This window comes from Sorangium sp. So ce362 (genome assembly GCF_051519845.1).
Classification (GTDB): Bacteria; Myxococcota_A; Polyangia; order Polyangiales; family Polyangiaceae; genus Sorangium.
Window position 1 is genome coordinate 5,180,915 of the sequence record NZ_CP150332.1, and the last position, 25,708, is coordinate 5,206,622.

General features: G+C 73.3%; 23 protein-coding genes, 1 pseudogene and 1 riboswitch. Of the genes and pseudogenes, 8 read left to right on the top strand and 16 right to left on the bottom strand.

Translation table 11 applies throughout. The features are described 5' to 3' along the window. Positions 1 to 5 precede the first annotated feature (5 nt). Positions 6 to 2,318 carry a 5-methyltetrahydropteroyltriglutamate--homocysteine S-methyltransferase gene (metE, locus tag WMF17_RS20125; protein ID WP_437603690.1) on the top strand — a complete coding sequence of 771 codons (2,313 nt, stop codon included), beginning with the start codon at positions 6 to 8 and terminating at the stop codon, positions 2,316 to 2,318. Positions 2,319 to 2,366: 48 nt separating this feature from the next. Beyond that, positions 2,367 to 2,555 carry a cysteine-rich CWC family protein gene (locus tag WMF17_RS20130; protein WP_437650754.1) on the top strand — a complete coding sequence of 63 codons (189 nt, stop codon included), beginning with the start codon at positions 2,367 to 2,369 and terminating at the stop codon, positions 2,553 to 2,555. A gap of 344 nt (positions 2,556 to 2,899) precedes the next feature. On the opposite strand, the gene WMF17_RS20135 is transcribed toward WMF17_RS20130, so the two are convergent. Genes WMF17_RS20135 through WMF17_RS20160 form a run of 6 tightly spaced genes read right to left on the bottom strand, consistent with a single transcriptional unit; the run spans position 2,900 to position 9,691 of the window. Continuing rightward, positions 2,900 to 3,481, bottom strand: a complete 582-nt coding sequence (locus WMF17_RS20135; protein ID WP_437603691.1) for a DUF7676 family protein — start codon at positions 3,479 to 3,481, stop codon at positions 2,900 to 2,902. 54 nt (positions 3,482 to 3,535) lie between these two features. Next, on the bottom strand, positions 3,536 to 4,525 hold the full coding sequence (locus WMF17_RS20140; RefSeq protein ID WP_437650756.1) for an ABC transporter substrate-binding protein: 990 nt from the start codon (positions 4,523 to 4,525) through the stop codon (positions 3,536 to 3,538). Then, the gene (locus tag WMF17_RS20145; protein ID WP_437650758.1) at positions 4,522 to 5,313 is read right to left on the bottom strand and encodes an ABC transporter ATP-binding protein; all 792 of its coding nucleotides are present in this window, start codon (positions 5,311 to 5,313) and stop codon (positions 4,522 to 4,524) included. Before WMF17_RS20145 ends, WMF17_RS20140 begins: the two co-directional genes overlap by 4 nt. Next, positions 5,306 to 6,367, bottom strand: a complete 1,062-nt coding sequence (locus WMF17_RS20150) for a FecCD family ABC transporter permease (protein ID WP_437650760.1) — start codon at positions 6,365 to 6,367, stop codon at positions 5,306 to 5,308. The genes WMF17_RS20145 and WMF17_RS20150 overlap by 8 nt, the downstream gene beginning before the upstream one ends. A 31-nt stretch (positions 6,368 to 6,398) precedes the next feature. Then, positions 6,399 to 7,646, bottom strand: coding sequence for a hypothetical protein (locus tag WMF17_RS20155; RefSeq protein ID WP_437650762.1), 1,248 nt, complete (start codon positions 7,644 to 7,646; stop codon positions 6,399 to 6,401). Continuing rightward, on the bottom strand, positions 7,640 to 9,691 hold the full coding sequence (locus WMF17_RS20160) for a TonB-dependent receptor domain-containing protein (RefSeq protein WP_437650763.1): 2,052 nt from the start codon (positions 9,689 to 9,691) through the stop codon (positions 7,640 to 7,642). Before WMF17_RS20160 ends, WMF17_RS20155 begins: the two co-directional genes overlap by 7 nt. Positions 9,692 to 9,862: 171 nt before the next feature. Further along, a riboswitch (cobalamin riboswitch) is annotated at positions 9,863 to 10,089 on the bottom strand. A gap of 273 nt (positions 10,090 to 10,362) precedes the next feature. Here WMF17_RS20160 and WMF17_RS20165 point away from each other — a divergent pair. Next, positions 10,363 to 10,740 (top strand): annotated as a pseudogene (locus WMF17_RS20165) (AMP-binding enzyme); the annotation flags it as partial. Between the two features lie 96 nt (positions 10,741 to 10,836). Then, the gene (locus WMF17_RS20170; RefSeq protein ID WP_437603697.1) at positions 10,837 to 10,983 is read left to right on the top strand and encodes a hypothetical protein; all 147 of its coding nucleotides are present in this window, start codon (positions 10,837 to 10,839) and stop codon (positions 10,981 to 10,983) included. Here WMF17_RS20170 and WMF17_RS20175 read toward each other — a convergent pair. The 5 genes from WMF17_RS20175 to WMF17_RS20195 all read right to left on the bottom strand — a co-directional run bounded on the left by WMF17_RS20175 (position 10,961) and on the right by WMF17_RS20195 (position 16,063). Next, on the bottom strand, positions 10,961 to 11,395 hold the full coding sequence (locus tag WMF17_RS20175; RefSeq protein ID WP_437650765.1) for a TlpA family protein disulfide reductase: 435 nt from the start codon (positions 11,393 to 11,395) through the stop codon (positions 10,961 to 10,963). The two genes, WMF17_RS20170 and WMF17_RS20175, sit on opposite strands and share 23 nt — an antisense overlap. Positions 11,396 to 11,405: 10 nt before the next feature. Continuing rightward, a complete protein-coding gene (locus WMF17_RS20180; RefSeq protein ID WP_437493310.1) occupies positions 11,406 to 11,981 on the bottom strand; it encodes a peroxiredoxin in 576 nt (191 codons plus the stop codon). Between the two features lie 167 nt (positions 11,982 to 12,148). Further along, positions 12,149 to 13,300: a hypothetical protein gene (locus WMF17_RS20185; protein ID WP_437650767.1), complete on the bottom strand. Its 1,152-nt coding sequence runs from the start codon at positions 13,298 to 13,300 to the stop codon at positions 12,149 to 12,151. Positions 13,301 to 13,358: 58 nt separating this feature from the next. Beyond that, entirely contained in the window at positions 13,359 to 14,741 is a 1,383-nt protein-coding gene (locus WMF17_RS20190) for an OmpP1/FadL family transporter (protein WP_437650769.1), read from the bottom strand. Further along, positions 14,741 to 16,063: an OmpP1/FadL family transporter gene (locus WMF17_RS20195; protein WP_437603702.1), complete on the bottom strand. Its 1,323-nt coding sequence runs from the start codon at positions 16,061 to 16,063 to the stop codon at positions 14,741 to 14,743. The genes WMF17_RS20190 and WMF17_RS20195 overlap by 1 nt, the downstream gene beginning before the upstream one ends. Positions 16,064 to 16,114: 51 nt before the next feature. Between WMF17_RS20195 and rlmN the strand changes: the two genes are divergently transcribed. From rlmN to tatC, 3 genes are read left to right on the top strand one after another with little or no spacing between them, the layout of a single operon-like run. Next, positions 16,115 to 17,365 (top strand): 23S rRNA (adenine(2503)-C(2))-methyltransferase RlmN, encoded by a 1,251-nt coding sequence (gene rlmN, locus WMF17_RS20200; RefSeq protein ID WP_437650771.1) that lies wholly within the window; start codon positions 16,115 to 16,117, stop codon positions 17,363 to 17,365. A gap of 44 nt (positions 17,366 to 17,409) precedes the next feature. Next, positions 17,410 to 18,087 carry a Sec-independent protein translocase protein TatB gene (tatB, locus tag WMF17_RS20205; protein ID WP_437650773.1) on the top strand — a complete coding sequence of 226 codons (678 nt, stop codon included), beginning with the start codon at positions 17,410 to 17,412 and terminating at the stop codon, positions 18,085 to 18,087. Continuing rightward, complete coding sequence (gene tatC / locus WMF17_RS20210; protein WP_437650774.1) at positions 18,084 to 19,028, top strand: twin-arginine translocase subunit TatC; 945 nt, start codon at positions 18,084 to 18,086, stop codon at positions 19,026 to 19,028. Before tatB ends, tatC begins: the two co-directional genes overlap by 4 nt. 285 nt (positions 19,029 to 19,313) lie before the next feature. Here the strand turns inward: tatC and WMF17_RS20215 are convergent, their stop codons facing one another. The 5 genes from WMF17_RS20215 to WMF17_RS20235 all read right to left on the bottom strand — a co-directional run bounded on the left by WMF17_RS20215 (position 19,314) and on the right by WMF17_RS20235 (position 22,784). Beyond that, positions 19,314 to 20,243, bottom strand: a complete 930-nt coding sequence (locus WMF17_RS20215; RefSeq protein ID WP_437603706.1) for a prolipoprotein diacylglyceryl transferase — start codon at positions 20,241 to 20,243, stop codon at positions 19,314 to 19,316. Between the two features lie 2 nt (positions 20,244 to 20,245). Then, positions 20,246 to 21,019 carry a signal peptidase II gene (gene lspA / locus WMF17_RS20220; RefSeq protein WP_437650776.1) on the bottom strand — a complete coding sequence of 258 codons (774 nt, stop codon included), beginning with the start codon at positions 21,017 to 21,019 and terminating at the stop codon, positions 20,246 to 20,248. Between the two features lie 151 nt (positions 21,020 to 21,170). Beyond that, positions 21,171 to 21,854 (bottom strand): signal peptidase II, encoded by a 684-nt coding sequence (gene lspA, locus WMF17_RS20225; protein ID WP_437650777.1) that lies wholly within the window; start codon positions 21,852 to 21,854, stop codon positions 21,171 to 21,173. Positions 21,855 to 21,933: 79 nt separating this feature from the next. After that, a complete protein-coding gene (locus WMF17_RS20230; protein ID WP_437603709.1) occupies positions 21,934 to 22,404 on the bottom strand; it encodes a DUF4398 domain-containing protein in 471 nt (156 codons plus the stop codon). Positions 22,405 to 22,430: 26 nt separating this feature from the next. Further along, positions 22,431 to 22,784 carry a DUF4398 domain-containing protein gene (locus WMF17_RS20235; RefSeq protein WP_437603710.1) on the bottom strand — a complete coding sequence of 118 codons (354 nt, stop codon included), beginning with the start codon at positions 22,782 to 22,784 and terminating at the stop codon, positions 22,431 to 22,433. A gap of 519 nt (positions 22,785 to 23,303) precedes the next feature. On the opposite strand from WMF17_RS20235, the gene WMF17_RS20240 reads away from it, so the two are divergent. Next, positions 23,304 to 25,703 carry a DEAD/DEAH box helicase gene (locus WMF17_RS20240; protein ID WP_437650779.1) on the top strand — a complete coding sequence of 800 codons (2,400 nt, stop codon included), beginning with the start codon at positions 23,304 to 23,306 and terminating at the stop codon, positions 25,701 to 25,703. Positions 25,704 to 25,708: the final 5 nt, after the last annotated feature.

The window sequence follows — 25,708 nt, forward strand, 5'->3', positions numbered from 1 at the left end:
CTCCCATGTCCGTGCTCGCAACGTGTCTAGGTTATCCGCGTTTCGGCATCGCTCGAGAGCTGAAGAAAGCGCTCGAGAGCCACTGGTCGAAGAGCTCGCCGGCGAGCGAGCTCGAGGCGACGGCGTCGACGCTCCGTCGCCGGCACTGGTCGGCGATGAGGTCGCTGGGCATCGATCAGATCCCGAGCAACGACTTCTCGCTCTACGACCACATGCTCGACATGACGGTCGCTGTCGGCGCGGTGCCGGCGCGTTATCGCGCCATCCCCGATCCTCTCGTTCGTTACTTCGCGATGGCGCGGGGTCTCCAGGACCGCGCCGCGGGCGTCGACGTCGCCGCCCTGGAGATGACGAAGTGGTTCGACACGAACTACCATTACATCGTCCCCGAGCTCGATCCTGGTCAGCAGTTCGAGCTCGAAGCGTCGAAGATCGTGGGCGAGCTCGAGGAGGCGCGCGCGCTCGGCGTCGAGACCCGCCCCGTGGTGGTCGGACCGGTCACGTTCCTGCTCCTCTCCAAGCTCGCGCCGGGGTCGCCGGCCGGCGCCAGCCCCCTCGATCTCCTGGATCGGCTGCTCCCGGTCTACGAGGCGCTGCTCGGGACGCTCGCGGAGCGGAACGTCGCGTGGGTCCAGATCGACGAGCCGTGCCTCGTGCTGGACCTGGACGCGCGCGCTCGGGACGCCTGCCAGAGGGCGTTCGCCCGGCTCGCCGCGTGCGCGCGGCGACCGCGCGTCCTCCTCGCGACGTACTTCGGCGCGCTCGGCGAGAACCTCGCGCTCGCCGCGGGGTCGGGCTTCGATGCGCTCCACGTGGACCTGTTGCGCGCGCCGGAGCAGCTCGACGCCGCGCTCGCGGCGCTCCCGCCGTCGATGTCCCTCTCCGCGGGCGTGGTCGACGGCCGGAACATCTGGCGCACCGATCTCGACGCCGCGCACCGGCGGATCCGACGCGCGGTCACGGCGCTCGGGCCGGACAGGGTCTTCGTGGCGCCCTCGTGCTCGCTGCTCCACGTGCCCGCCGACCTCTCCGTCGAGAAGAAGCTGGACGCGGAGCTGCTCCGCTGGATGGCCTTCGCCGCGCAGAAGCTCGCCGAGCTCCGCGCGCTCGCCGACGCCGCCGCGACGAGCTCGCCCAGCTCGGCGGCCTTCGACGAAGCGCGGAGCGCGCTCGCCGCGCGGCGCGCCTCGCAGCGGACCCGGAACCCGGGGGTCCGCGCGCGGGTCGACGCAGTGAACGATGGGATGCTGCGCCGGGCGTCGCCGTTCGCCGAGCGGGCGGCGAAGCAGCGCGCGCGCTTCGGCCTCCCGGCGTTCCCCACGACGACGATCGGCTCGTTCCCTCAGACAGGCGACGTCCGCGGCGCTCGCGCCGCGCTGCGCGCTGGTCGGATGACGTCGGAGCAGTACGAGCGATTCCTGAAGGACGAGACGCAGCGCTGCGTGAAGAGGCAAGAGGCTATCGGGCTCGATGTCCTCGTACACGGCGAGTTCGAGCGCAACGACATGGTGGAGTACTTCGGCGAGCAGCTCGCCGGCTTCGCGTTCACCGAGAACGGGTGGGTCCAGAGCTATGGTTCGAGGTGCGTGAAGCCGCCCGTGCTCTTCGGGGACGTGTCGCGCCCTTCCGCGATGACCGTCCCGTGGTCCACGTTCGCGCAGTCGCTCACGGCGAGGCCCATGAAGGGCATGCTCACGGGGCCCGTCACGATCCTCCAGTGGTCCTTCGTGCGCGACGATCAGCCCCGCAGCGAGACGTGCGCGCAGATCGCGCTGGCGCTCCGGGACGAGGTGGCCGACCTCGAGGCCGCCGGCATCGCGATGATCCAGGTGGATGAACCGGCCATCCGCGAGGGGCTGCCCCTCTGCCGCGACGCCTGGGGAGCCTACCTGCGATGGGCCGTGGACGCGTTCCGGCTCGCCACGAGCGGAGTCCGCGACGAGACCCAGATCCACACGCACATGTGCTACTCGGAGTTCGGCGACATCCTCGACTCCATCGCCGCGATGGATGCCGACGTGCTCTCCATCGAGACGTCGCGCTCCAGGATGGAGCTCCTCGCCGACTTCGCGCGCTTCCGCTATCCGAACGAGATCGGCCCGGGCGTCTACGACATCCATTCGCCGCGCGTGCCGACCCTCGACGAGATGGTCAATCTGCTCGAGGTCGCAGCGCGCGTGCTGCCCGGCCATCAGCTCTGGGTGAACCCGGACTGCGGGCTCAAGACCCGCGGCTGGGAAGAGGTCGAGGCGGCCCTGGTCAACATGGTGGAGGCGGCGCGGCTCGCTCGACAGCGGCTCGCCGGCGTGACGACGTGACGGGTGCCGACATCGATACGTCGCGGTGTCCGCTCTGCGACGAGGCCAATGCGTGCGGGGTGGCCGGGGGGGGCGCCGACATGCTGGTGCTTCGAGGTGTCGATACCCGCAGCGGTGCTCGATCGGGTCCCCCAGGAGGCGCGGGGCGTCGCGTGCGTGTGCAGGGCGTGCGCGACGGGGCGGAGGGATCCGGCCAGGACGACTGAGCTGATCGGCCGGCTGTTGCGGGGCCGGTGACGCGCCTCCGGTCCGCCGCCGGAGGGCCGGGGTCGCTCCTCGACCGAGGATCTGACCTCCCGCGCGCTGCGCCAGAGGTCGTCGACAGGCTCGCCCTCGTCAGCGCAGCCGAGGAACGCGACAGGGGGAAACCATCGCACCCGCGATCCACACCCATCGGGAGGTCATTTCAGCCCCTTTGCCCAGCCAGGCGGGCCGCGCCGTAACACACGGTCGAGCCTGGTAGCACGATCTTTCAAGATCGTGCTACCAGCCCAGCCGACGAGGCGCCGGCAGGCGAGCGGCGACAGAAAGGATGGATCCGGGGCCCCTCGCTCAGGCCGCCGGGCGAGCTGACGTTGCCGCTATCCGCACATCCGCGGGCGCCGAGGATCATCGACCGGCGCGGGCTCGGCCGGCACGCCCGCGAAGCGCGCGCGCAGGTCCATCCAGAGCGCGAGCCTCGACCAGTCGGGCTCCTTGACGGGCTTCATGCGCTCCTGGTCGAGCCACGGGTTCGGGAAGAACACCGTCATCATCTGCTCGTTCCGGCCGTTCCAGAGCCTCAATCCCCAGCTCCTCGGGCGCCCGTCCGCGTCGCGATCGCAGTAAAATGCGGCGCGCGCGCACTGCCGCCATCGCGCGAGCTCCGGCGGCGTGGGCCGCGCCTTCGTCCCCTTGTGGGCTCCGACGCAGAGGTGGAAGTGCCACGCGCCGGGCTCGTCCGGCCCGATCGTCAAGTAGCCGTCGAGGTAACCGACCCGGGGCTTGCTCGCGAACCGGAGCTCGAACACGGCGCCCTGGAGGCACGGGCCGAAATCGATGGCGCTCCAGTGGTCCTCGAACAGGACCCTCACCAGCTCACGATACGCCTCTTCCGCCGGCGGGACATCGAAGTACTCCGTCGTCGTTCCGTCGAGATTGCGCTCGGTCGAGCGTTCAGCCACGTCATCACTCATCTTGTCTTGTCCGATCTCCAGGGTGGCAGGGTTGCACACGAGCTACTCGCCGCCCCCGAGCGCAGGGGGAGCGCCATAGACGGCCGCTCGAACGATCCGGGCGGCGTCGAGCATGGCCGGCCCCGGATCGCCGAGGAGCGCGTCGTCGAGCTCGACGACGCCGCCGGCCGCGCTGCAGGCGCGGAGCCGATCGAGACCCGCCTGTCCGCACAGGACCCTTCGCATTCCGGCGTTCGTCACCAGGACATCGGGGTCGAGCGTCAGGATCTGCTCCGGCGTGTACTCCGGCCAGTCGCGGTGCGCGCTCGCGGCCGCGTCGACAAGCCCCGCCGAGGCGAGCACGTCGTGGTAGCTCGTGCCCGCCGTGCCTCCGAAGAGGCGGCCGCCGTAGCCGCTCAGGTACATGCCGCGACGGCGCTGCGGAGGCTGGATATCGGCGGCCACCGCGGCCATGCCGTGCGCGAGGGCCGTCGCGAACCGCCGGCCGCGCTCGGGGTGGCCGACCAGCGCGGCGATCTCGTGCGCGTTGCGGACGAGGGCGGCGAGCCCGCGCATGGGGCCGAGGTCGTAGACGGTCAGGCCTGCCTCGCGCAGGCGCGCGATCGGGCGGGGGTCACCGTAACCGTTGAGGAGGATGAGATCCGGTCGCAACGCGAGGAGCACCTCGATGTCGGCGATGTCCTCGACGCGGGCCTTGCCGGCGTACCGGTAGCCGCGCGGCGAGCGGCGCGCGCCGTACCCGGTGAACGCGACGATGCGATCGGGCTCGCAGAGCTCCACGAGCAGCGCGTCCGCCACCGAGCTCGCCGACGCGATCCTGCGGAAATCGAGGAGCGCCACGGCGGCCCCCGCATGATCTTCGAGCGCGGCCGGGTTCTCCTTCGCCGCGATGCCGCCGGGCGCGCGCGCGGCGGTGTCCTGCGGTCCGGACGGCGACCGCGGGTCGGAGGAGCGCGGCAGCGCGGCAGCGGCCGCCGACAGGGCGAGCGCGCCGGCGAGCGCGCCGTAGTTCATCCAGGCGACGGCGCTCATGAGGGCGCTCCCCCGCCGAGGGCGTCCGGATCGACGGGCAGGCGGAAGCCGAGCGCGCCGCCCGGAACGAGCCGCACGTCGTAGATCGACTCCACGGCGCCCGGGCGGATGACGTCACGCGTCTCTCCCTGCTGCCGTATCCGGCCACGGTCCATGAGCACGGCGGCGTCGGTCCAGTCGAGCGCCTCCGCGAGGGGGTGGAGCACCACGACGACGCAGTATCCGTCGGCCGCGAGACGCCGGAGCAGCGCGTAGAGGCGAAGGGCGTGCCCGACGTCGAGCGCCGAGGTGGGCTCGTCGAGCAGGAGGATGCGGGCCTCCGTCGCGATCGCCCGCGCGAGGAGCACGCGCTGCCGCTCGCCGTGCGACAGCGCGGGGAACGGGCGGGAGGCGAGCGGCGCGGTGTCGGTCAGGCGCAAGGCGCGCGCGACGGCGTCCTCGTCGGCCGAGGCGGCGCGCACGCGCCCGATGTGGTGCGCATAGCGGCCCTGCGCCACGACGCTCGCGACCGTGAGCGGCGAGCGGAGCTCGGACTGCTGCGGGACGTACGCGGCGAGGCGCGCTCGCTCGTCCGCGCGGAGCCCGCGCGCGCGGCGCCCGCTCAGCCGGATGTCCCCCTCGAAGGGCACGACGCCGGCGAGCGCCTTGAGGAGCGAGGACTTGCCCGCCCCGTTCGGGCCGAGCACGGCGAGCACGCCGCCGAAGGGGGCCGTGAAGGACACGTCGTCGACGACCACGCGCCCTCCGCGTCGGACGCGCAGCCCGGACACGCCGATGGCCTCAGGCACGCTCCGCCTCCCGCTGCGAGCGCGCGAGCAGCACAAGGAAGACCGGCGCGCCGATGAGCCCTGTGATGACGCCGAGCGGCACCTCCCCGCGCGCGGGCAGGAGGCGCGCGACGAGATCGCACGAGGCGACGAAGACCGCACCGCCCAGCGCCGCGATGGGGATCAGCCGCCGGTGGTCGACGCCAAGGAACGGCCGCAGCGCGTGCGGCACGAGCAGCCCGACGAAGGCGACGTTGCCGCCGAGCGCGACAGCGCCGGCGGTGAGCACCGCGATCCAGAGGATGCAGAAGCGGCGCACCAGGGGAACGTCCACGCCGAGCGACGTCGCCTCCTCCTCCCCGGAGAGGAGCAGATCGAGGGGCTTGCCCCAGAACCACGCGGCGACGACGCCGGTGAGCACGAGCGGGGCGGCCAGGGCGACGTGTCGCGGGCTCGCGCCCGACAGGCCGCCGAGCGCGAAGGCGACGACGGCGCGGCCGAGCTCCCACCGCTCCTGCGCGAGGCTCGTGGCGAGGCTCCCCAGGCTGAGGAACAGCGAGGAGAGGAGGAAGCCGACGAGGAGGATGCTCAGGAGATCCCCGGGCGCGCGCACCAGCACGAGCACGAGCCCCAGGCTGACGACAGCGCCGGCGAGGCAGCCGGCCGGGAGCACAAGATCGGGGGGTAACCCGCGGATCCAGCGCTCGGCGACCGCGAGCTCCATGACGAGGAGGGCGACCTTGCCGCCGAGCACCGCGCCCGCGGTCGTGCCGAGCACCGACGGGTCAGCGAGGGGGTTCCGGAAGAGGCCCTGCACCACGACGCCGCCGACGGCGAGCGCGGCGCCGACGAGGAGCGCCGCCCCGAGGCGCGCGGCGCGCAGGGTCAGCAGGGTCGCCCGGAGGCCCGTATCGGAGAGGCTCGCCGTGCCGAGGACGAGCGAGGCCGCGGCGACCATCGCGAGCGCGGCGAGCAGGACGGCGTACACGAGGAGCACGCGGCCGCCCGGGCGCCGCGCCGCCGGCGCCTCGGGCGCGCTCGCGGCGCGCTCGATGTCGATTCCTTGCACGGTCATGTCACCCCCCCTCGCCCGCTGAAGCGGCGCATCAGAGCCCCCCGATGGATCGCGGCGGGAGCCCGATCGCGGTGTCGACGGTCACGTCCTCCAGCGGATCGAGCGCCCCGTTCGCCGTCACCTTCCAGCGCCGGAGCGTGCTCCTCTCCGCGTCGCTCAGCAGGCAGACGTCGCCGCATCCAGGCGAGCAATGCACGCCGCCGAAGGCGAAGGGCTGGGCCGCCTCGCCGAGCGGCGTGACATCGCCCGTGGCGACGTTCACCGAGAAGACGCTGTCGCCGGCGGACGCGTTGCCCCCGTAGGCCATCGCGAGGAGGACGTCCTCGGACGCGAAGGCGAGCGAGCGCTGGACCCCGGCGTCCAGCGCCCTGGCGACGCCGAGCCGCTTGAGCTCGCGGGGAGGGGCGGAGCGGGCGTCGTAGATCACGATGTCGCTCGTCGCCGGATCGAAGCTCATCGTGTCCGCGTCGAAGCGGCTCGAGCAGGCGACGGCCAGCCGCTCGCCCGAGGGCGACACGGCGACGCGGCCGCAGCCGTGGAGCCCCTGGATGTCGACCGTCCACGCGACGGCGCGCTGCTCCGGCGAGACGCCCACGAAGCGCCCCTCCCCCACGTCCGAGAAGTCCGCCGCGAGCCGGCCGAGCGACACGACAACGTCGTCGGCGACGCGCGTCATCCCCGACGGGCGCGGCAGGAGCCCCGCTCGCTCCTCCGGCAGGGCGATGCGCCCCTCGATGGAGTACTTCGCCGTGTCGAGGACGAGGAGATCGCCGCCCTCGTCGAAGGGCTCGGCGCCCGGGGTCGGGTTGCTCCCGAAGCGCGAGACGAGCGCGCGATCCGCGTCCACCTCGATGTAGTCATGCGGGTTGGACTCGAACCCCTGCCCGACCGGGAGCTGCGCGATGACCTCGGCGGTCTCGAGATCCATCCAGGTGAGCACGTTCGTGCCGTACCGATCGATCAGGACGACGCGGCCGGACGGCGGCGCCGTCGCCGGGACGTCCACGTCGCCGGACAGCGCGAGGCTGAGCCCCGGCTTCGCCGCGCCGCTCGACACGAACGAGGGCGAGAGGGTGGTCCCGTCGAGCCTCGACACAACGATGTTCGTCGACTGGTAGTCGCTCGTCACGATGGCGACGCCGCGCTCGCACGCGCGCGGCGCGCCCGGATCGCCTCCACGGCCGTCTGGAACGCCGCCCGTCGACCGCGGCGGCGGCTCCACGTTGCACCCGAGGAGCGGGATCGAGGCGGCGACCGCGAAGAGGCTGAGCTTCACCATGTGGACTCCAGTGCGAAAAACACGCTCCGTCCCGGGAGCGGATACCCGACGACGTCCGTGCGCCGCCCGTCGAGGAGGTTCGCCAGGCGAGCTCTCGCCGCGAGGTGACCTCCGAGCCACGTCGTCTCCGCCTCGAGGTCGACGGTCGCTTGCTCCGCGATCACGCCGAGGCCGGCGGGGTCGGCGTATCGGCTCGACTTGTACACGGCCCGGAGCTCGCCGGAGGCGCCCGAGAACACGGCGCCGCCCGCGGGCTTCCACGCGGCGTGGAGGCGCGGCGCGACGACGAGCCGGGAGCGGAACGGGAGGACGTCGTTGGCGATCGTCCGCTCCGGGGTCGTGTCCCGCGGCTCGAGGAGCGTCGCCGCGACCTCGGCGCGGAGGAACGCGGTGATCTCGACCCCCGTCAGGATCTCGGCGCCCAGGACGCGGGCGCGGCCGACGTTGTAGGGGGCCACGTAGCCCTGGCCCGTGCGCGCGTACGCGATGAGCCCGGAGGCGGCGCGCCCGAACACGAACGCGTCGACGTAGGCGCCGCGCAGCGCCGCGCCGCGCCGCGCCTGCGCCCGGACCCCGGCCTCGATCGTGACGCCGGACTCCGGCTCGAGCGCCGCGTTGCCGTGGACGACGCCCGAGACGCCGTACACCTCGCCGAGCGTCGGGACGCGGAGGTAGTGGCCGACGGTCGCGAGGACGCGGAGCCGGTCGCTCCCCGCCTCCACCCCGACACGCCCGGTCGGCGCGAGCACATCGCAAGGGCGCTCCGGTGCTGCGCCGGTGGCGTGGCACTCCCCGCTCGCGAGGGCGTGCAGCGCGAGCCCCTCGCCGAGGCGCACCTCCGCGCCGGCGGCGGCGCGCGCGAACGAGCGCCCCGCGCGGGCGAGCGGGATGTCGCCCGGCTCGCGCGAGATGCCCTCGCGCGCGACGGAGAGCATGGGTCGCACCCGGAGGCGATCGGAGAAGTAGAGCGTCGCCCCCAGCGTCTGCTCCAGGCGGCGGCCGGCGATGCGGAGCTCGCGCGCGTGGATCGCGAGCTCGAGGAGGGGATCGTGGATCTCGGAGCGCGCCTCGATGAACGAGGTGCGCGCCTCGAGCGTGTGCTCCGCCTCGCCTCCGAACGGGACCCGCGCCACGACGGACGCGAGCGCGCGCCGGGATTCCCCCCGCGCCCTCCGGGACGGCAGGAGCGCGAGCCGCGGCACGCCCTGCTCGCGGCCTGTGCCGTTCGCGATCACGTCGACGATCGCGCCGCGGCCGAGATCGACGCGCGCGAGCGCCCATGCGTCGATCATGCGCACGTCGGCGTTCTGCCGGCGCTGGACGGTGTCGTCGCTCGCGTCGAAGAGCGTGCCGCGATCGTCGACGAACGCGTAGCGGTTCGTCGCGGCCTCCGCGCTCACCCCGACGATCGAGCTCACCGGGCCCGCGCTGACGCCGGCGAAGGCCCACCCGCGCCAGGCGCCGAACGAGCCTGTCATCGCGCCCGCGCCGGCCATCGTCCGGGAAGGCCGCCGAGGCTCGAAGAAGATGGCGCCGCCCGGCCCGAGGCGATCGGCCTCGATGGGGGCGTTGCCGCGGTAGATCTCGACACGCTCGATGAGCCAGAGGGGCACGAGCGAGAGATCCGCCGTCCCCGCGACGTCGTCGTTCAGGCGGACACCGGCGAGGTACACGGGCGTCTGCGCGGCGGTCGCGCCCCGGATCGCGGCGGTCGCCGGTCCGCCGAAGCCGCCCGACTCGGTCACCTGGACGCCCGGCTGCGTGCGGAGCACGTCCGCGGCTTCGAGCCCCGCGCCGCCGAGGCGATCACGGCGCAGCACGGACCCCGCGACGGACCTGTCCCGGGGCGGCGCGGGCGCGAGCGCGCGCTCCCCCTCGACGCGCACCTCCAGCGGCGCCGGCGCTGCGGCAGCGCGATCGCCGCCCGGATCGCCCCCTGACCTGCGCAGCTCCTCCGCGAGGGCGGCCGGCGCGACCGCCACGGCGCCGCCGGCAGCGAGCACGAGCCAGCACCCTGCGCCGTCGCTCCAGCGACGACGCGCCACACGATCCGATGGATGAACCATTCACGCCCGCCTGCCCGCGTCGACCCAGCACTGCTCGGGTGAGAGCCAGGCGAGGGGGCTGCGTGACGGGCTACGGCACCGCGCGTGAGCGGGGTGGTCCAGAGCCTGCGCGCCTTCCCCTCGAAGGCTCAGGTCAGCGCGCGCCGGAGCACCGGCACGCGCACCTCGGCAGGTCTTCGGACTCACGGGCGCCGCGGCCGTCGCCGGTCGCTTTCCTACTGATCACCGCTTCCCAGGCCGCTCATGCGCTTGGCCCAGTGCTTGATGGTGATGGTCGTTCCCGTTCACCGCTGCGGGGGCAGTCCCGGATTCACACCGGGTTCCCTTTTCAGCTCGCCAGGCATGGCCGGGCGAGCACCGATGGCGGGGCGACTCCTGCCAGACTCCTCATGGAATGTCAACACAGAAGCGCCCGCACAGAAGCGCCCGCCCAGCGCAGCCCGTCGGCAGGCCACGGAGAGGGCACCCCGGACCAGCACCACGAATCCTTGACAGTTGTCAATCAACGTGTCATGAGTCATTTGAAATTGATTTTCGTTATCATATAATCGGTTGAGCAGCGGCCCGCGACTTCACGTCCAGAGCCCGATGAATCGAGCCCACGCGGCTCTCGAAGCCCATCGGAGCGGGATGTGACGACGTACCTATTCGTGCGGCGGACGCCGGCGGGCTACCTGGTCGTCGAGGGCCGCGCCAAGGATCAGATCAACCGCGGCGGCGAGAAGATCGCGGCCGAGGAGGTCGAGAACCACGTCCTCGCCCACCCGGCGGTGCGCGACGCGGCGCTCGTCGCCATGCCGGACGAGCGCCTCGGCGAGCGATCGTGCGCGTTCCTCGTGCCCCGCGGGCAGCCGCCGGCCGCGCGCGAGATCAACGCCTTCCTGCGCGAGCGCGGCGTCGCTCAGTACAAGGTGCCCGATCGCATCGAGTGGCTCGACGCGCTCCCCACGACGAGCGTCGGCAAGGTGGACAAGAAGGCGCTCCGCCAGTGGATCGAAGGCCGGCTCGCGCAGGGCGCCCAACGCTGAAGCGCGGCGCGGGCAGGGGCAGCGCGGCGACCACGCCTCTCGCGCCTCGCCCGAGCCGCCGAGATGAAACGCGGATCACGTGAGAGAGGAACAACCATGGCCATCCCCAGCATCCAGACCTATTCCATGCCACGCGTCGACGAGCTCCCGGAGAGCCGGGTGGCCCTCGACCTGGCGAGCCGCGCCGGGCCGGCGCTTGTCGCGCGTCCGGCCGGGCCGCTCAGCCGCCCTCCCCGGCCGTGAGCTGCGCGAGCGTGCGCTCCAGGTGCGACAGCCCTGCGGCGCCCGCGGATCGCGCCCTCAGCTTCCCCTCGCCGTCGAACAGGAAGTACGCGGGCCAGAGGCCGCCCGTCTGGAAGCGGTCGCCGATCGCGTGCGCGTTGTCGATGGCGACCGGCTCGTCCATGCCGGTCTCCTCCACGACGGCCTCCACCTGATCGACGCGCGTGTCGGACTCCTGGCGCGGCATGTGGACCGAGACGAAGCGGACGCCGCGGGGCCCGTACTTCTCCTTCCACGCGCGCAGGGTGGGCAGGTTGTCCTTGCAGAGCGAGCACGACACCGCCCAGAAATGCACGACGGCCGGCGCGCCCTTCAGCGACGCGGGCGTGGGCTCGCCGTGCAGCCAGCGCGTCGCGCCCTCGAACGAGGGCATCGGCGCGCCGCTAGGCAGCACGGCGCCGCTCCGCCGCGATCTCGATCGTGTCCTTGCCCGGCTTCCAGTCGGACGGGCACAGGCCGCCGGTCTGGAGCGCCGCGAGCACACGGAGCGTCTCGTCGGTCGAGCGGCCGATGTTGAGCGAGTGGATCACGGCGTACTGGAGCAGGCCCTTGGGATCGATGATGAAGAGCCCGCGCAGCGCCGCGTGGACGCCCTCGATGAGGACGCCGTACTTGCGCGCCACCTCGCCCGAGTGGTCGGCGGCGATCGGGTAGTTCACGCCCGCGATGCCGTTCTGCTCCCGGGGCATCATCGCCCAGGCCCGGTGGGTGTAGATCGTGTCGGTCGAGCAGCCGAGGAGGCTCGCGCCGAGCTGATCGAAATCGGCTCGCCGGTCGGCCAGCGCGAGGATCTCGGTCGGACAGACGAAGGTGAAGTCCATCGGATAGAAGAAGAACAGGAGCCACCGGCCGCTGTGATCCGACAGGGAGATCGAGAGATCGCTGCGGTTCGGGGCGGCGGGATCGAACGCGGGGAGCGTGAACTCGGGGGCGGGCTCACCCACTCTGGCGATGGACATGATTCCTCCGTGGGCCTCGTCGAGCACGGGCTCGATCGGCCGGTGCGCTGGCGATTGCGTCGTGCGTGCGTCGAACGATGGTGTCGACGCGGAGGTCGTTGTGCCGGGGCCCACGGCGTCAACTGCGGCGCGACGGGAGGCCCGGCGGGCCGGCGGCCCGAGCGCGCTCACGGCCCGGGCGGCGGGAGCGACGCGTCGGCCGGCGCGACGCCGGCGGCGACCGCGGGGTAGCGCTGGCCGTCGCCCGCCCCGGCCGCCTGCGTGACGAACAGCAGCGAGAACCCGGGGTAGGCGGCCACGCAGGGCGCGCGCGGCGCGAGCGCGGACGACGCGCCGAACACCGGCGCCGCCGCGCGCTGGAGCGGTCCGTCGGGACCGAAGCGGGCCGCGAGGCCGATCGCGGATCGCCCCGCGCTGTCGCGGCCCGCGTAGTAGACGCGCAGGCTCGGGCGGCCCGTGGCCGAGACGGCGAGCACCGGGGCGGGGTCAAAGACGGCGGCGCTGTCGAAGGGCTCGTCCTCGCTCACCGGCGCGCTGGCCCGCGCTCGCGCCGGCCGGGGCGCCGGCGCGAGCGCGGGGCCGTCGCCGACGCGCTCCCAGGCGAGGCCGTCGTCGCTGCGCGCCTCGCCCACGAACGAGGCGTCGCCGTCGCCCGCGATGACGTAGAACATCCGGAGCGAGCCGTCGGGCAGGCGGACCACGCCGGGGCTGCCGGGGACGGCGCCGCGCTCCCAGCCGCCGTCGCCGGACGCGAGCGGCGCGAGCACGGGCGATGGCGCACGCGCAAAGGCGACCCCGTCGGCGCTGCGCGCGAGGCCGATGCCGCCTTCCGCCGCGTAGTAGAGCCAGATCTCGCCGCCCACGAGGAGCGCCGAAGGGGCCGCCGCCACGCCGCCTTCCCAGGGCAGCTCCGGCGTGAGGACCGTCACGGACGCTCGCCCGAACGAGCGGCCGTCCGCGGCGTCGTGGCGGACGATCGCGTTCGGCGGGGCCAGCGGGTCCGGCGGGGCGTCCTCGGGGCGGAGCGTGGCGGCGAAGAAGCCGGCGGCCGCGAGCGTGGCGGGGTCGCCGTCGAGATCGACAACGGACGCGTCGCGCGCGAAGCGCTCGTCGTCGTTCATCACGTGCGGGGCTGCCCTGGAGTTGCCCAGCTCTTCCTGATCGATCGCCCGGAACGGCCCGGCGAGGGCGCTCGGCAAGCTGCCCTCGTCGCTGTCCGACGGCAGCGTCGCGCAGGACGCGGCGAGCGACACGCACGACAGCAAGAGCGCGGGGACCGCGGTCGAACGGCGGACGAGCGGGTGAGGAGGCCCATGCATGGCGGCGGATGCTAGCGCGCGTCGCGATCACCAGTAGACGCAGGCGGCAAGCTCCACCTCAGAACGCGGCCGTCACCGTCGCCCCGAGGTTCACCATCGTCCCGCCCGCGCGGTAATCGCCCACGAAATCCGCCGGGTTATCCTTCTCCACGATCACCTCCGGCAGCACCGACAGCTGCCCGTGGAGGTCGATCCGGAGCGACCCCGGCAGCTCCTCCAGCGGGCGATTCAGGACGGCGCCCGCGCCCAGCGACATCGTGTGCCGATCCGCATCGACGTAGTTCGTCACGCCCCGCTGCGGCGGGACCGGCGAGCGCTCGTAGACGTACCCCGCGCGGAGCGGGATCTCGACCGCGCGGCGCGCTCCCCCCTGCGCGCCCTGCCCGGCCACCTTGCGCAAGCCCCCCGCCGCGACGACCACGTACTCGACGCCCAGCCGCGGCACGAGCCGATCCGCGAACCGGAGCGGCACCACGGACGTGGGCCTCGGATCGTCGGGCAGATCGAGCGGCAGGTCCGGGGGCGGCGCCGCCTCGAGGTGCGCCCGCGTCCTCGCCACCGGGCTCTCGTAGGCCGACCAGTTCACCCACGTGACGTCGAGGTTCACGCGCAGGCCCTCGATCCGCTGGAAGCTCGCCCCCACGACGACCTGCTGCGGCAGGAACGCGTCGACGGTGCGCGACTCGAGCTCGTAGAGGAGCGGCACCTCGATGCCCGCGAAGTCGACGATCCCTCGCAGCCGCGCGTCGATCGACAGCGGGAGCTTCGCCTCCCCGCGGTAGACGACCCCGACGAAGCCGAGATCTCCGGCGCGCATCCGGGCGCCGAGCTGCGGGTAGCGGATCGACGTGAGGTCGGCGTCCACCTCGTGGCGGAGCGCGGAGTCGTGGGGAGAGAGCGCGTCGGCGCGGCCCGTCACCGAGAAGCGGCCCCGCGTCGAGGCCAGGAACGCGACGCCGCCGCCGAGCTCCAGGAACGGGAGCGGGCGCACCGCGATGTTCGCGGCGAGGAACAGGATCGAGAGCCGGTCGTCGTAGAGCTCCCAGCGCGGCGTCTCCTGGCGGATCGCCTTGATCCGCGACAGCCCGTCGTCCGGCAGGAACGTCGCCAGGCCGAACGCGAACGGGACGCCGAGCACCTCGCCCGGCACGACGAGGCCGCCCGAGAGCCCGTGGACGTCGCGCACCCCGCTGTCGCGATCGTTGAACCGCAGGCGGTTCGACGCGTGACCGTAGCCGATCGAGAGGCCGAGCCCCGTCGCGCCGGCGAGGCCCGCCGGGTTGTAGTAGCTCGCCGAGAAATCGGTCGCGTCGGCCGCGAGCGCGCCGCCCATCGAGGCGCCGCGCGAGCCGAAGCCGTACGCGTCGGGCGCGTGCGCGCGCGCTCGCCCGGCGGCGAGGAGCGCCAGCAGCGAGGCGGCGGCGCACGAGAGCCGGCGCATCAGAACGCGACCCCGAGCGTCGTCCCGCCCGCGACGAGGACGCCCCGCGTGCGCACCGCGCGGTCGCCGCCGTCCCCGCCGCCCGCGGCCTGCTCGCCGCGCTTCTGGTGCGCGCGCGGCAGGAGCACCTGGACCTCGGCGAACAGGTCCAGCGTCAGCCGCGGCAGCGGCGCGGCGAGCGCGAGCCCGTAGCCGAGCGAGAGCGCGACGCGCGCGTTGTCGTAGAGGTTCGACGCGCCCGTCTGCTCGGGCGCGGGCGACGGCTCGACGTAGGCGCCGCCGCGCGCGTGCGCCGTGGCCCCCGGCCGCAGCGCGAGGCTTCGCTCCACGCCGACGCGCGGCACGACCGTGTCCGAGTACCCCGGGTCCGCGGGCGCCGGCGCCGCGCAGGAGCCGGTGAACGGCGCGCCCGTATCGGGATCGACCTCCGGGCAGCGCACCGTCGCCTCGACAGGGCCGGGGTAGTCCGACCAGCGCTTGTACGTCGCGCCGATCGCCACCTTCCAGGGGCCCTTCACGCGCGCCACCTCGAGCGCGACTTGCGCCGGATCGTACTGCGCGATCCCCGCGATGTGGAGCGGCGGCACGGCGATCCCCCCGAGATCGTCGGCGTGGATGACGACGTCGAAGCGCCCGACGAGCTCGCCGCGGAACGTGGCCCCGACGCGGTACGCGCCGATGTCGTAGCTCGCGCCGAGGATCGGCCCGTAGCTCGCGACGAGCGTGTCCTCGACGAGCGTGCCCACGCGGCCGGACGCGTCGGTCGCCACCGTCACCGAGCCGGACAGCGCCGCCAGCGCGGCGAAGCCGGCGCCCACCCGGACGCCGCGCCCGAGCGACGCGCCGAGCGCCGCCTGCACCGCGACCGACTGGGTGCGGTCCGCGAGCGGGAACTGCGGCGTCTCCGGGTAGAGGATCCGCCCGCGGACGACCACGTCGAACGGCGCGAAGAAGCCGAGGCCGATCGTCACGCGTTCGGCGAGCGCGCCGCCGAACGGGATCGGCACCGTGGCGCCGATCAGGCTGCCGCGCAGCGGCGCGTACGAGAGCCGCCGGCCGCCCGCGCGGAGGTCGAAGATCGCGCCCGCGAGCCCCAGCGTGAGCCGGCGCTCGCGCGACAGCGACAGGAGCGCGGGGTTCGCGTAGACGGCCTCGTAGCCCTCCGCGACCGCGGCGCCGGTCGCGCCCATGGCGCTCGCGCGCGCCCCGAAGCCGAGCACGTCCTCCGGCGACGCCTGCGCCGCGCCGGCCGGCGCCAGGGCGAGCCCCGCCGCGAGCAGAGGCGCGATACCGCGCCACATCCAGCGGATCGGGCGAAGCATGCGCGGGCGACCGTAGACTGGGCCCCCCTGGCGCGCTAGTCGGTATCCGCCGTGGATCTCCGCCCCAAAAGCACCTCGGACGAACGTCGCCCTCGCCTCGCGCTCCAGGCCGTGCTCCCGGACGAGCTCGCCGCCGCGTGCGGCATCGATCTCACCGACGCGCGCCGCATCGTCTCGCTGGCGCACCGCCTCGGGGAGCTGCCCGCGCGCGCGCCCGCGACCGTCCGGCGCGTCGCGCTCGAGGCGGCGCGCGCGGCGGGCGAGATCCGGACGCTCGCGCTCGTGGAGCGGCGCGCGAGCGCCGAGGATCCGTTCGTGAAGTACGCGTTCCGTCTGGAGGACGGCGCGATGATCGAGTCGGTGCGCATCCCGCTCGAGCGGCCGGGCCGGTACTCGGCGTGCGTGAGCTCGCAGGTCGGCTGCGCGCTCGCTTGCGCCTTCTGCGCCACCGGGCGCATGGGCCTCACGCGCAACCTCGAGGCCTGGGAGATCGTCGAGCAGGTGCGGCTCATCCGCCGCGATCTCGGCGCGACCACCGAGCGCGCGGGCGGCGGCGCGCGCGTGCACGGCGTGCTGTTCCAGGGCATGGGCGAGCCGCTCGCCAACGCCGACCGCGTCATCCAGGCGATCCGGGTGCTCTCGGAGCCGAGCGCGCAGGCCATCGACATGCGCAACATCACGGTGTGCACGGCGGGGCTCCCGTCCGGCATCCGGCGGCTCGCGGCGGAGGTCCCCGGCGTCCGGCTCGGCCTCTCGCTCGGCTCGGTGCGGCCCGGCAGGCGGCGCCAGCTCATGCCGATCGACGGCGCGCACCCGCTCGACGAGGTCCTCGCCGCCGCGGGCGAGCACGCGCGCGCGACCGGGCACGCGCCGATGTGGGCGTACACGCTGCTCGCGGGCCAGAACGACACGGACGAGGACGCCGCGAGCCTGGCCGCGCTCGCCCGCGGCTTCGCCGCGCAGCACGGGATCTCCCCTCGGCTCAGCCTGATCCCCTACAACGCGATCGGCCCGGCCGACGCTCCCCTGCCCTCGCCCGGCGGCGTCGAGGACAGCGGCGCGGCGGCCGATCCGTTCGTGCGCTCGGCGCGGCTCCAGGCGTTCCGCGCGGTCCTCTCCGCCGCCGGGGTCGGCTCGATCGTGCGCTATTCCGGCGGCGGCGACGTCGGCGCGGCCTGCGGGCAGCTCGCGCGGCCTCCGGCGGAGGCGCAGCGACCAGGCGGCCGCCGGGCGTCGCCCCTGCCCGGAGCGGCGGCGGGTGCTGCCGCGGTTGGGCCGGACGCGCCGCCGCGGCCTGTGTGAGGGTCGCTATGGATCCCCGCTCCGGTGCGCGCTAGCTTGCGCCCGTGTTCGGCTTCAGCTTCGGCGAGATGATGGTGCTCGTCATCGTGGGCATCATCGTGGTCGGCCCACGACGGTTGCCTGCGATGATGCGGACGGCGGGCAGCTGGATCACCAAGATTCGCCGGATGACCACGGAGCTCCGGTCTCAGAGCGGCATCGACGATCTGATCCGCCAGGAGGGGCTGGAACGCGACATCCGCGAGCTCCGCTCCCTGTCGCGGGTGAACGTGATCGAGACGTTCGTGAAGCCCGTGATGGACGCCGCCACCGTCGGCACGGTCGTCTCGGCGACGCCGCGCATCAGGCCACCGGAGCCCGAGCCCCCGCAGCCCCCGCCGAACGTGCAGCCGCTCCGCGAGCGCGAGTACCCGGTCCTCGGCTGCGACGCCTACGAATCCGAGATCGACGCCGGGCCGGCGGCCGCGGCGGAGGGCGCGAACGGAGCGGTGGCGGCGAGCGCGGCAGAGCCCGCGACCACGGCAGACGCGGCGATCACGGAAGGGCCCACGGCAGCGCCGGAGCCCGCGGCCACGGCAGACGCGGCGATCACGGAAGGGCCCACGGCAGCGCCGGAGCCCGCGGCCACGGCAGACGCGGCGATCACGGAAGGGCCCACGGCAGCGCCGGAGCCCGCGGGGGTGCCGCAGGGCGCGGCGACGGGGAACGGAGCGGCGTCATGAGCCAGGAGCAGGTGGCGGCGAAGAGCGATTCCCCGGAGACGACCGGCGCTGCCGCCGCGGCCGGCGCTGCCGCCGCGGCCGGCGCTGCCGCCGCGGGCTCCGGCGCGGCCGCCGCGGCCGTTGAGGATGCCACCGAAGACAAGCCGATGTCGTTCTGGGAGCACCTCGATGAGCTGCGCAAGCGGCTCGTCCGGAGCATCCTCGTCTTCTTCGCGGCCTGCTTCGTGGGGTGGGAGGTGCGCGAGAAGCTCCTGCACTTTCTGACGATCCCGTTCGTGCAGGCGTGGCGGGAGCAGAACCTGCCGGGCGACCCCTCGCTCCACTTCGGCGCGCCGGCGGCCGCGTTCGTCGCTTACTTCAAGCTGTCGATGCTCGGCGGCGCGGCGCTGGCCTCGCCGTTCATCTTCTACCAGCTGTGGTCGTTCATCGCGCCGGGCCTCTACGCCCGCGAGAAGCGCTACGTCATCCCCTTCGTCCTGTTCTCGACGATCCTGTTCGTGGGCGGCGGCCTGTTCGGCTGGCGCGCGGCCTTTCCGATCTCGTTCGGCTACTTCCTCAGCATGGCCGGCACGGTCGGCAGCGGCGGGGTGACGATCACGCCGACCGTGATGATGGGCGATTACCTCGACTTCGTCGCCCAGCTCCTGCTCGGCTTCGGGCTCATCTTCGAGCTCCCGCTCATCGTGCTGTTTCTCTCCCTCGCGGGGGTCATCAACTACCTGCAGCTCATCCTGTTCGGCCGCTGGTTCGTGTTCGCCGCCTTCGTGCTGGCCGCCATCCTGACGCCGCCCGATATCACCAGCCAGCTCGTCATGGCCGTGCCGATGTGCGCCCTTTACGTGGTCTCGATCGGCCTCGCGTATGTGTTCGGCAAGCCGCCGACCGATGCCCAGCGCGAGGCGTACAAGAAGCGCAAGGAGAAGGAAGTCTCCAAGGGCTGAGGGGCCAGCCCGGCGCGGCTCAGGCTGGCTGCGCCGCCTCCGCGCATCGTCCTTTGCGCCCGGCGCAGGGTCCGCGGCACCGCGCCCCGTCCTCTGCGCCCCGCGCGCATCGAGGGTCCGCGGCACCGCGCCCCGTCCTCTGCGCCCCGCGCGCATCGAGGGTCCGCGGCACCGCGCCCCGTCCTCTGCGCCCCGCGCGCATCGAGGGTCCGCGGCACCGCGCCCCGTCCTCTGCGCCCCGCGCGCATCGTCGGCGGGCCCCGCGCTCCGCCGGGACCGCGGAGCTCAGGCGGCGGGCGCGGGCGCCGTCTTCCGGCTCCGTGTCACGTGGATCGCGATCGCCGCGCCGGCGATCGCGAGCCCGATGAGCTGCGACGTGGACAGACCGAGGAGGCCCCCTCGATCGTCGGCGCGCGCGAACTCGAGCGTGAAGCGCCCGAGCGCGTAGAGGCCGAGGAACGTCACGAAGACCTGCCCGTCGTACCGCTTCCGCCCGTGCACGTAGAGCATGCAGATCGCCGCGATGGCGAACGACATGGCCGACTCGTAGATCTGCGTCGGGTGGACCGGGTGCGACGGCACGCGCGCGCTCGCGAGCTCGTGCAGCTTGAACTGCGCCTCGCTCGCGGGGCTGTTCGGCGGGAACGAGAGCCCGAACGCCCCGTCGGTGCGCTGGCCGAAGCAGCAGCCGGCGAGCAGGCAGCCCATCCGGCCGAACCCGAGGCCCAGCGGCACGGCGAAGCCCGCCATGTCCGCCGCCTTCCAGAACGGGAACCGATCGCGTTTGAGCAGCCAGTACGCCGCCGCCGACGCGCCGAAGAAGCCGCCGTAGTACGTCAGGCCGCCGGCCCAGAACTTCGCCCACGCCAGGCAATCGCGCTCGGTCGGGTGGCAGACCCCCTTCGCGGCGTCCCAGACGCCGTGGTACCGCGGCACGCAGAGCGCCTGCTCGACCTTCCAGTCAACCAGCGACGGATCGGTGCACAAGTGCACGTAATCCCAGAAGTATCCATCGGCGATGACGTGGAGGAGCCTGCCGCCGACGACCCCTGCGAGCAGGCAGGCGAGCCCCAGGTCGACGACCACGTCCGGATCCTGGCCGATCCGCCGCGCCCAGAGGGCGCCGATCGCGGTCGCGAAGAGGAAGCCGGTCAGCAGCAGCAGGAAGTAGGCAGGGAACGCGACGTCGAGCAGGCGGAACAGCTCGGGCCGCATGGTCAGCCCGCCGACGCCTTCGCTCCGGTCGCGCCGGAGGTCTTCCTCGCGAGCTCGGGGCGCTGGGGAGAGAACATGTCGATCGCCATCAGCCCGACGCCCACGACGATCGCGATGTCAGCCACGTTGAACGTCGGCCACACGAACGTCGGCGTGAACCGAACCTGGATGAAGTCGATGACGTACCCGTAACGGATCCGGTCGACGAGGTTCCCGAGCGCGCCGCCGAGCACGAGCGGCAGCCCCCACCGGAGCGCGATCTGGGAGGGGTGGAGCTTCCGGTACAGCGAGACGATGAAGACGATCGCGGCGAGCGAGACCACGAGGAAGAAGGGACGGCGGATCGCCTCGCTCTCGTCGCCCAGGATGCCCCACGCCCCGCCGTGGTTCTTCGCGTAGATCATGTTCAGGTGGTCCTTGATCACCTCGATCTTCCGGAGCGCGAACGGCCGGGGCACGGCGGCGAGGTCCGCGAGGTCGGCGAGCGCGCGCGGCTCCAGCCGGTCCTTGGCCCACCACTTCGTGCCGAGATCGGCCACCAGCGTGACCGCCGACACGCCGAGCAGGAACGCATACGACGGGCGGTAGGTGGGCTTCGCCGGTGCGACCACATCGTCGGCGTCCCCCTCCGGCGAGGAGGCGCGCCCCTCGTCGTCGCGCTCGCCGGCGGCCAGCGGCTCGCCTTCCGGCGCCTTCACCGGCGCGGCGCCATCCGGCTCCGCATCGGCCCCCTCGGTCTTCACGGCAGCATCTCGCGGCGTCGCGTCTTCAGTCATGCGGAGCGCGTTCCTCTACGACAAACCGAGCGCTCCGGCAAAGGCTTCCCTCCGCGCGGGCCCGTATCGCCCGTCTCGCGCGTCTTTCATGCCGTGCCTCCCGGCGTGCGCGCGCACAACCTGCTCCGGCCGCGCTGCCTGCTTCGGTCCTTCAGGCCGCCGGCGGCGCCGGCGGAGGCGCTTCCGTCGATAGCGGAGCGGCGGCGTCGCTGCCTGCCGGGCTGACGGGAGCGCCGCTCGGGTCTGGAGCGGGAGCGCTCGCGTTGCGGGCGGAGGCGATCATGTCCATCGACATCAGGATGACGCCGGCGACGATCGCGATGTCGGCGACGTTGAACGTCGGCCAGTGAAACTCCTGGCCGCCGCGGGTCACGTACACGTCGATGAAGTCGATGACCCAGCCGTAGCGGATCCGGTCGACAAGGTTGCCCATCGCGCCGCCGAGCGCCAGCGCGAGCCCCCACTTCATCGCGGTCTGGTCCTTGTGGACGCGCCGGTAGATCGAGAAGATGAAGACGATCGCCGCGGCCGAGACGAACAGGAAGAACGGCCGCCGCAGGCCGTCCGGGAGGCTGCGGAGGAAGCTCCAGGCGCCGCCGGGGTTCTGCGCGAAGATGAAATCCAGGTGGTCCGGGATGACCGTGACGATCTTCGGGCCCGACCGCTTCGCGTCGAACCCGGTGAGCCGCGCGTGCGCCCACGCCTTCGTCGCCAGATCGGCGGCGCACGAGACGAGCGCAACGACGGCCACGAAGGCGAGCGAGGCGCGCTCGCCTCGGGGGAGCTCGTCCGCAAGGTGTGAGGCGGGCGACGCTTGCGATGCGCCAGAAGACATCACCCTCGCTTCTACGCGATGGTGCAGCGCGGAGCAAACGGCCCGGAGCCGAGCGACGCCGGGCGGGCTCCGGGCCCGTTCACCGCGTGTTCAGGATCATCTGCGAGCGCTCCGGAGCGCGCGCCTGCGCGGGCGCCTTCTCCTGCTTCTCCTGCGGTTTACGCGGCTCTGCCGGCTCGATCGCCGGCGCCCGCTTCTTCCTCCGCGCGATCTGCACCTCGGCGTACGCCTGGAGGGCCGCGCCGCGCTGCCGCTCCATGGCCGCCGTGCGCCCGAGCGCCTCGGCCAGCTGCGCCCGGCGCTCCGCGAGGTACGCGAGATCCCTCGCCTCGGCGAGCTCCCTCCCCTCGGCGAACGCGCGCTCCGCGCGCTCCAGCGCCTCGAGGGCGCCTCGCAGATCGGCGGGCGCGAGCTCCGCCGCCGCGCCCGCTCGGGCGCGCGCGTAGCTCTTCCGCGCGCCGATGAGCTCCTTCGGCGGAAGCGGGGCGCTCGCGCACCCGAGCAGGCCGCCGAGGAGCAGCATGACCACGATCCCCTGGTTGTATCGCATGGTTTCGCGCCTCTTCCCGCGAGCCCCTAGCGGAGCCGCCGATGGATGGATCCGACCTCCGCGACCGCCTCGCGCGCGAGCGCCTGGGCCCGCGCCTCGCGCGTGAGGGCGAGCGCGAGCTCCGCGTCCGCCTGCGCGCGCAGCAGCATGCGCCGCGCCCGATCGCGCACGCCCTCGGCCGACAGCCGCCTCGCTCGCTCCACCTGTTCCCTGGCGAGGCACAGGTGGATGTCCGCCGGCGGGACCTCCTCGGCGCCGACCTCCTCGGCGGCCCGGATCATCGCCTCCGACGCGACGACCCGCTCGCTGAACGGCGGCGTGCGCGCGGCGCACCCCGCCGCCGACGCGCCGAGGAGCGTCAAGATCACTGCGTTTCTCATGTGCGACACCTCGTGGCCAGCCCCGGACGAGCGGTCGCCCGGAGCAGGCGGGTCAAAGAGCGGATGTGGACCTCGACTCCGGATCTCCGTCGCCGGTCGGCTCGTCCTCAGGCAACCGGCACACCAGGCCCGCCCGCCCTGGGGCCGCGCCTGAGCGCCCCCGCGAGGCGCGCCTCCGGCCGTCCGTCGGTGCAGCAGGATGGCCGGAGACGCTGAGACATCGCCTCACGCGCCGTATCCGCGCTTCCCAGCCGTTGCGCGCAAACGAGCCATTCGCCGGCGCCTCGGTGCGCCTCGACGGCGGGAGAGCCGCCGACATCCGATCTCGTTCGAGGACACGAGAGCTCCTCCCTCCGATGTACGCGCGCCTGCCGCGCCGGTCCTCGCCCTCCCCGGCGCCCATCCCCTGCGCCGCCCGCCGAGATCCGGCGTGGTGGATCATCGCAGATCCACCCACCTCCACCCTCGGCGCCCGATCCGGTTGAGCGACACGGCGCATCTGTTTAGTATACCGGGGTCATGCCGTCGCCCCCCTGGAAGATCGAGACCGGCGTCGAGACGGTCATCTCGTCGTGGCTTGCCTCGGGCTACGTTCGCCCTTGTTTCGCCGCGGATCGCGAGCTGCCGCCGGCCGAGGCGCGCACCGCGGCGATGCCCGAGGCGCTCTCGCCGGCGCTCCGCGGCGCGCTGGAGCGGCGCGGCATCTCCCGGCTCTACGACCACCAGGCCCGGGCGTTCGCGGCTGCCCGCGCGCCGCGGGGCGCGCAGGCGGCCGAAGAGCCGGCGCAGGCCGGGCGGCACGTGGTCGTCGCCACGCCCACGGCGAGCGGCAAGAGCCTCTGCTTCCATCTCCCGGTGCTCGACGCGCTGGCGGAGGGCGCCGCGTCGGGCCAGGGCGGCAGCGCGATCTACCTGTACCCGACCAAGGCGCTCGCCCGGGATCAGGAGGCCGGCCTGCACGCGCTCATCCGCGAGGCCGGGCTCACGATCCCGGCCATCGTCTACGACGGGGACACGCCGGGCGACGCGCGTCGGGCGGCCCGCGAGCGCAGCCCCATCGTCATGACCAACCCCGACATGCTCCACGCGGGGATCCTGCCGCACCACGCGCACTGGGCGCGGACGTTCCAGCGCCTGCGCTACGTCGTGCTGGACGAGCTCCACACCTACCGCGGCGTGTTCGGCTCGCACGTCGCCCACGTGCTGGCCCGGCTGCGCCGCGTCGCGGCCTTCCACGGCTCGAGCCCGACGTTCCTCTGCGCGACGGCGACCATCGGCAACCCGCGGGCGCACGCCGCGCGCCTCCTGGGCATCGCCGAGGACGAGATCGAGCTCATCGACGAGTCCGGCGCCCCGCGCGGGCCGCGGCGCTTCTTCCTGTACAACCCGCCCGTGGTGAACGCGGAGCTCGGGGTGCGCGCCAGCACCCTGAAGAGCGCGGTGCGCCTCGCCGGGGATCTCGCGCGGGCCCGCGTGCCGACGCTTGTGTTCGGCCAGTCGCGCAACTCGGTCGAGATCATGCTGAAGTACCTGCGCGAGGGCGTCGGCAAGGAGATCGGGGCGGAGGACGCGATCATGGCCTACCGCGGCGGCTACCTCCCGGAGACGCGCCGCCGGGTCGAGCGGGGGCTACGCGAGGGCGAGATCCTCTGCGTCGTGGCCACGAACGCGCTCGAGCTCGGCATCGACGTCGGCGAGCTCGACGCGGTGATCTGCGCCGGCTATCCCGGGTCGGTCGCGGAGACGTGGCAGCGCTTCGGCCGCGCGGGCCGGCGCGGCAAGACGAGCATCGCCGTCCTGTGCGCGACGAGCGCGGCGCTCGACCAGTACCTCGCGAGGAACCCGAGCTACCTGCTCGAGCGCAGCGCCGAGTCGGCCCGGATCGATCCGCAGAACACCGAGATCCTTGTGCAGCACCTCAAGTGCGCGGCGTTCGAGCTGCCGTTCCTCAAGGGGGAGCCCTACGCGGCGATGCCGGCGGACGACACCGTCGCGGCGCTCCGCTTTCTCCAGGACAAGGGGGTCATCCACGAATCGAACGATCGGTTTCACTGGGCGACCGACGCCTATCCGGCGAACCACGTGAGCCTGCGCTCGGTGGGCTGGGACAACTTCGTCATCATCGACAAGGCGCATGGCAAGACGCTCGCGGAGCTCGACTGGCGCGCTGCGCCGACGATGCTCCATGAACAGGCCATCTACCAGCACGACGGCGAGCAGTACCAGGTCGAGCGGCTCGATTACGAGAACCACAAGGCCTTCGTGACGAAGGTCGTCCCCGACTATTTCACGACCGCGCTCACCCACCGCAAGGTGAGCATCCTCGACGAGAGCGCGACCGCCTCGCTCGGCCGGGCGACCGCTTCTTTCGGCGAGGTGAGCATCGTGGAGAAGGTGGTGGGGTACAAGAAGATCAAGTTCTACACGCACGAGAACGCGGGGTATGGCGACGTGCGTTTGCCCGATATCCAGATGCACACGACCTCTTTCTGGCTCACGGTGCCCGAACCGCTCTGCGAGGAGCTCGGCCTCGGCCGCGCGACCGCCATCGACGGCCTGCGCGGGATCGCGCGGGCGCTGGAGACGGTCGCGACGCTCTCGCTCATGTGCGATCCGCGGGACATTGGCCAGACGCTCGAGGACGGGAGCGAGGCGCGGGCGGTCCCGCCTGGCGGCGAGATGGCCGGGGTCTTCGATCCGACGCTGTTCCTGTTCGACAACGTACCCGGCGGCGTCGGCCTCGCCGAGCGCATCTACGAGCAGCGCGACGAGCTCCTCGCGCGCACGCGGCAGCTCATCGCGGGGTGCGGCTGCGACACGACCGGCTGTCCTCTGTGCGTCGGCGCGACCGAGACCGTCGACGGGATGCGCAGGCGCGCCGCGATCGGGCTCCTCGAGATCTTGCTCCACCAGGCGTGAGGCCT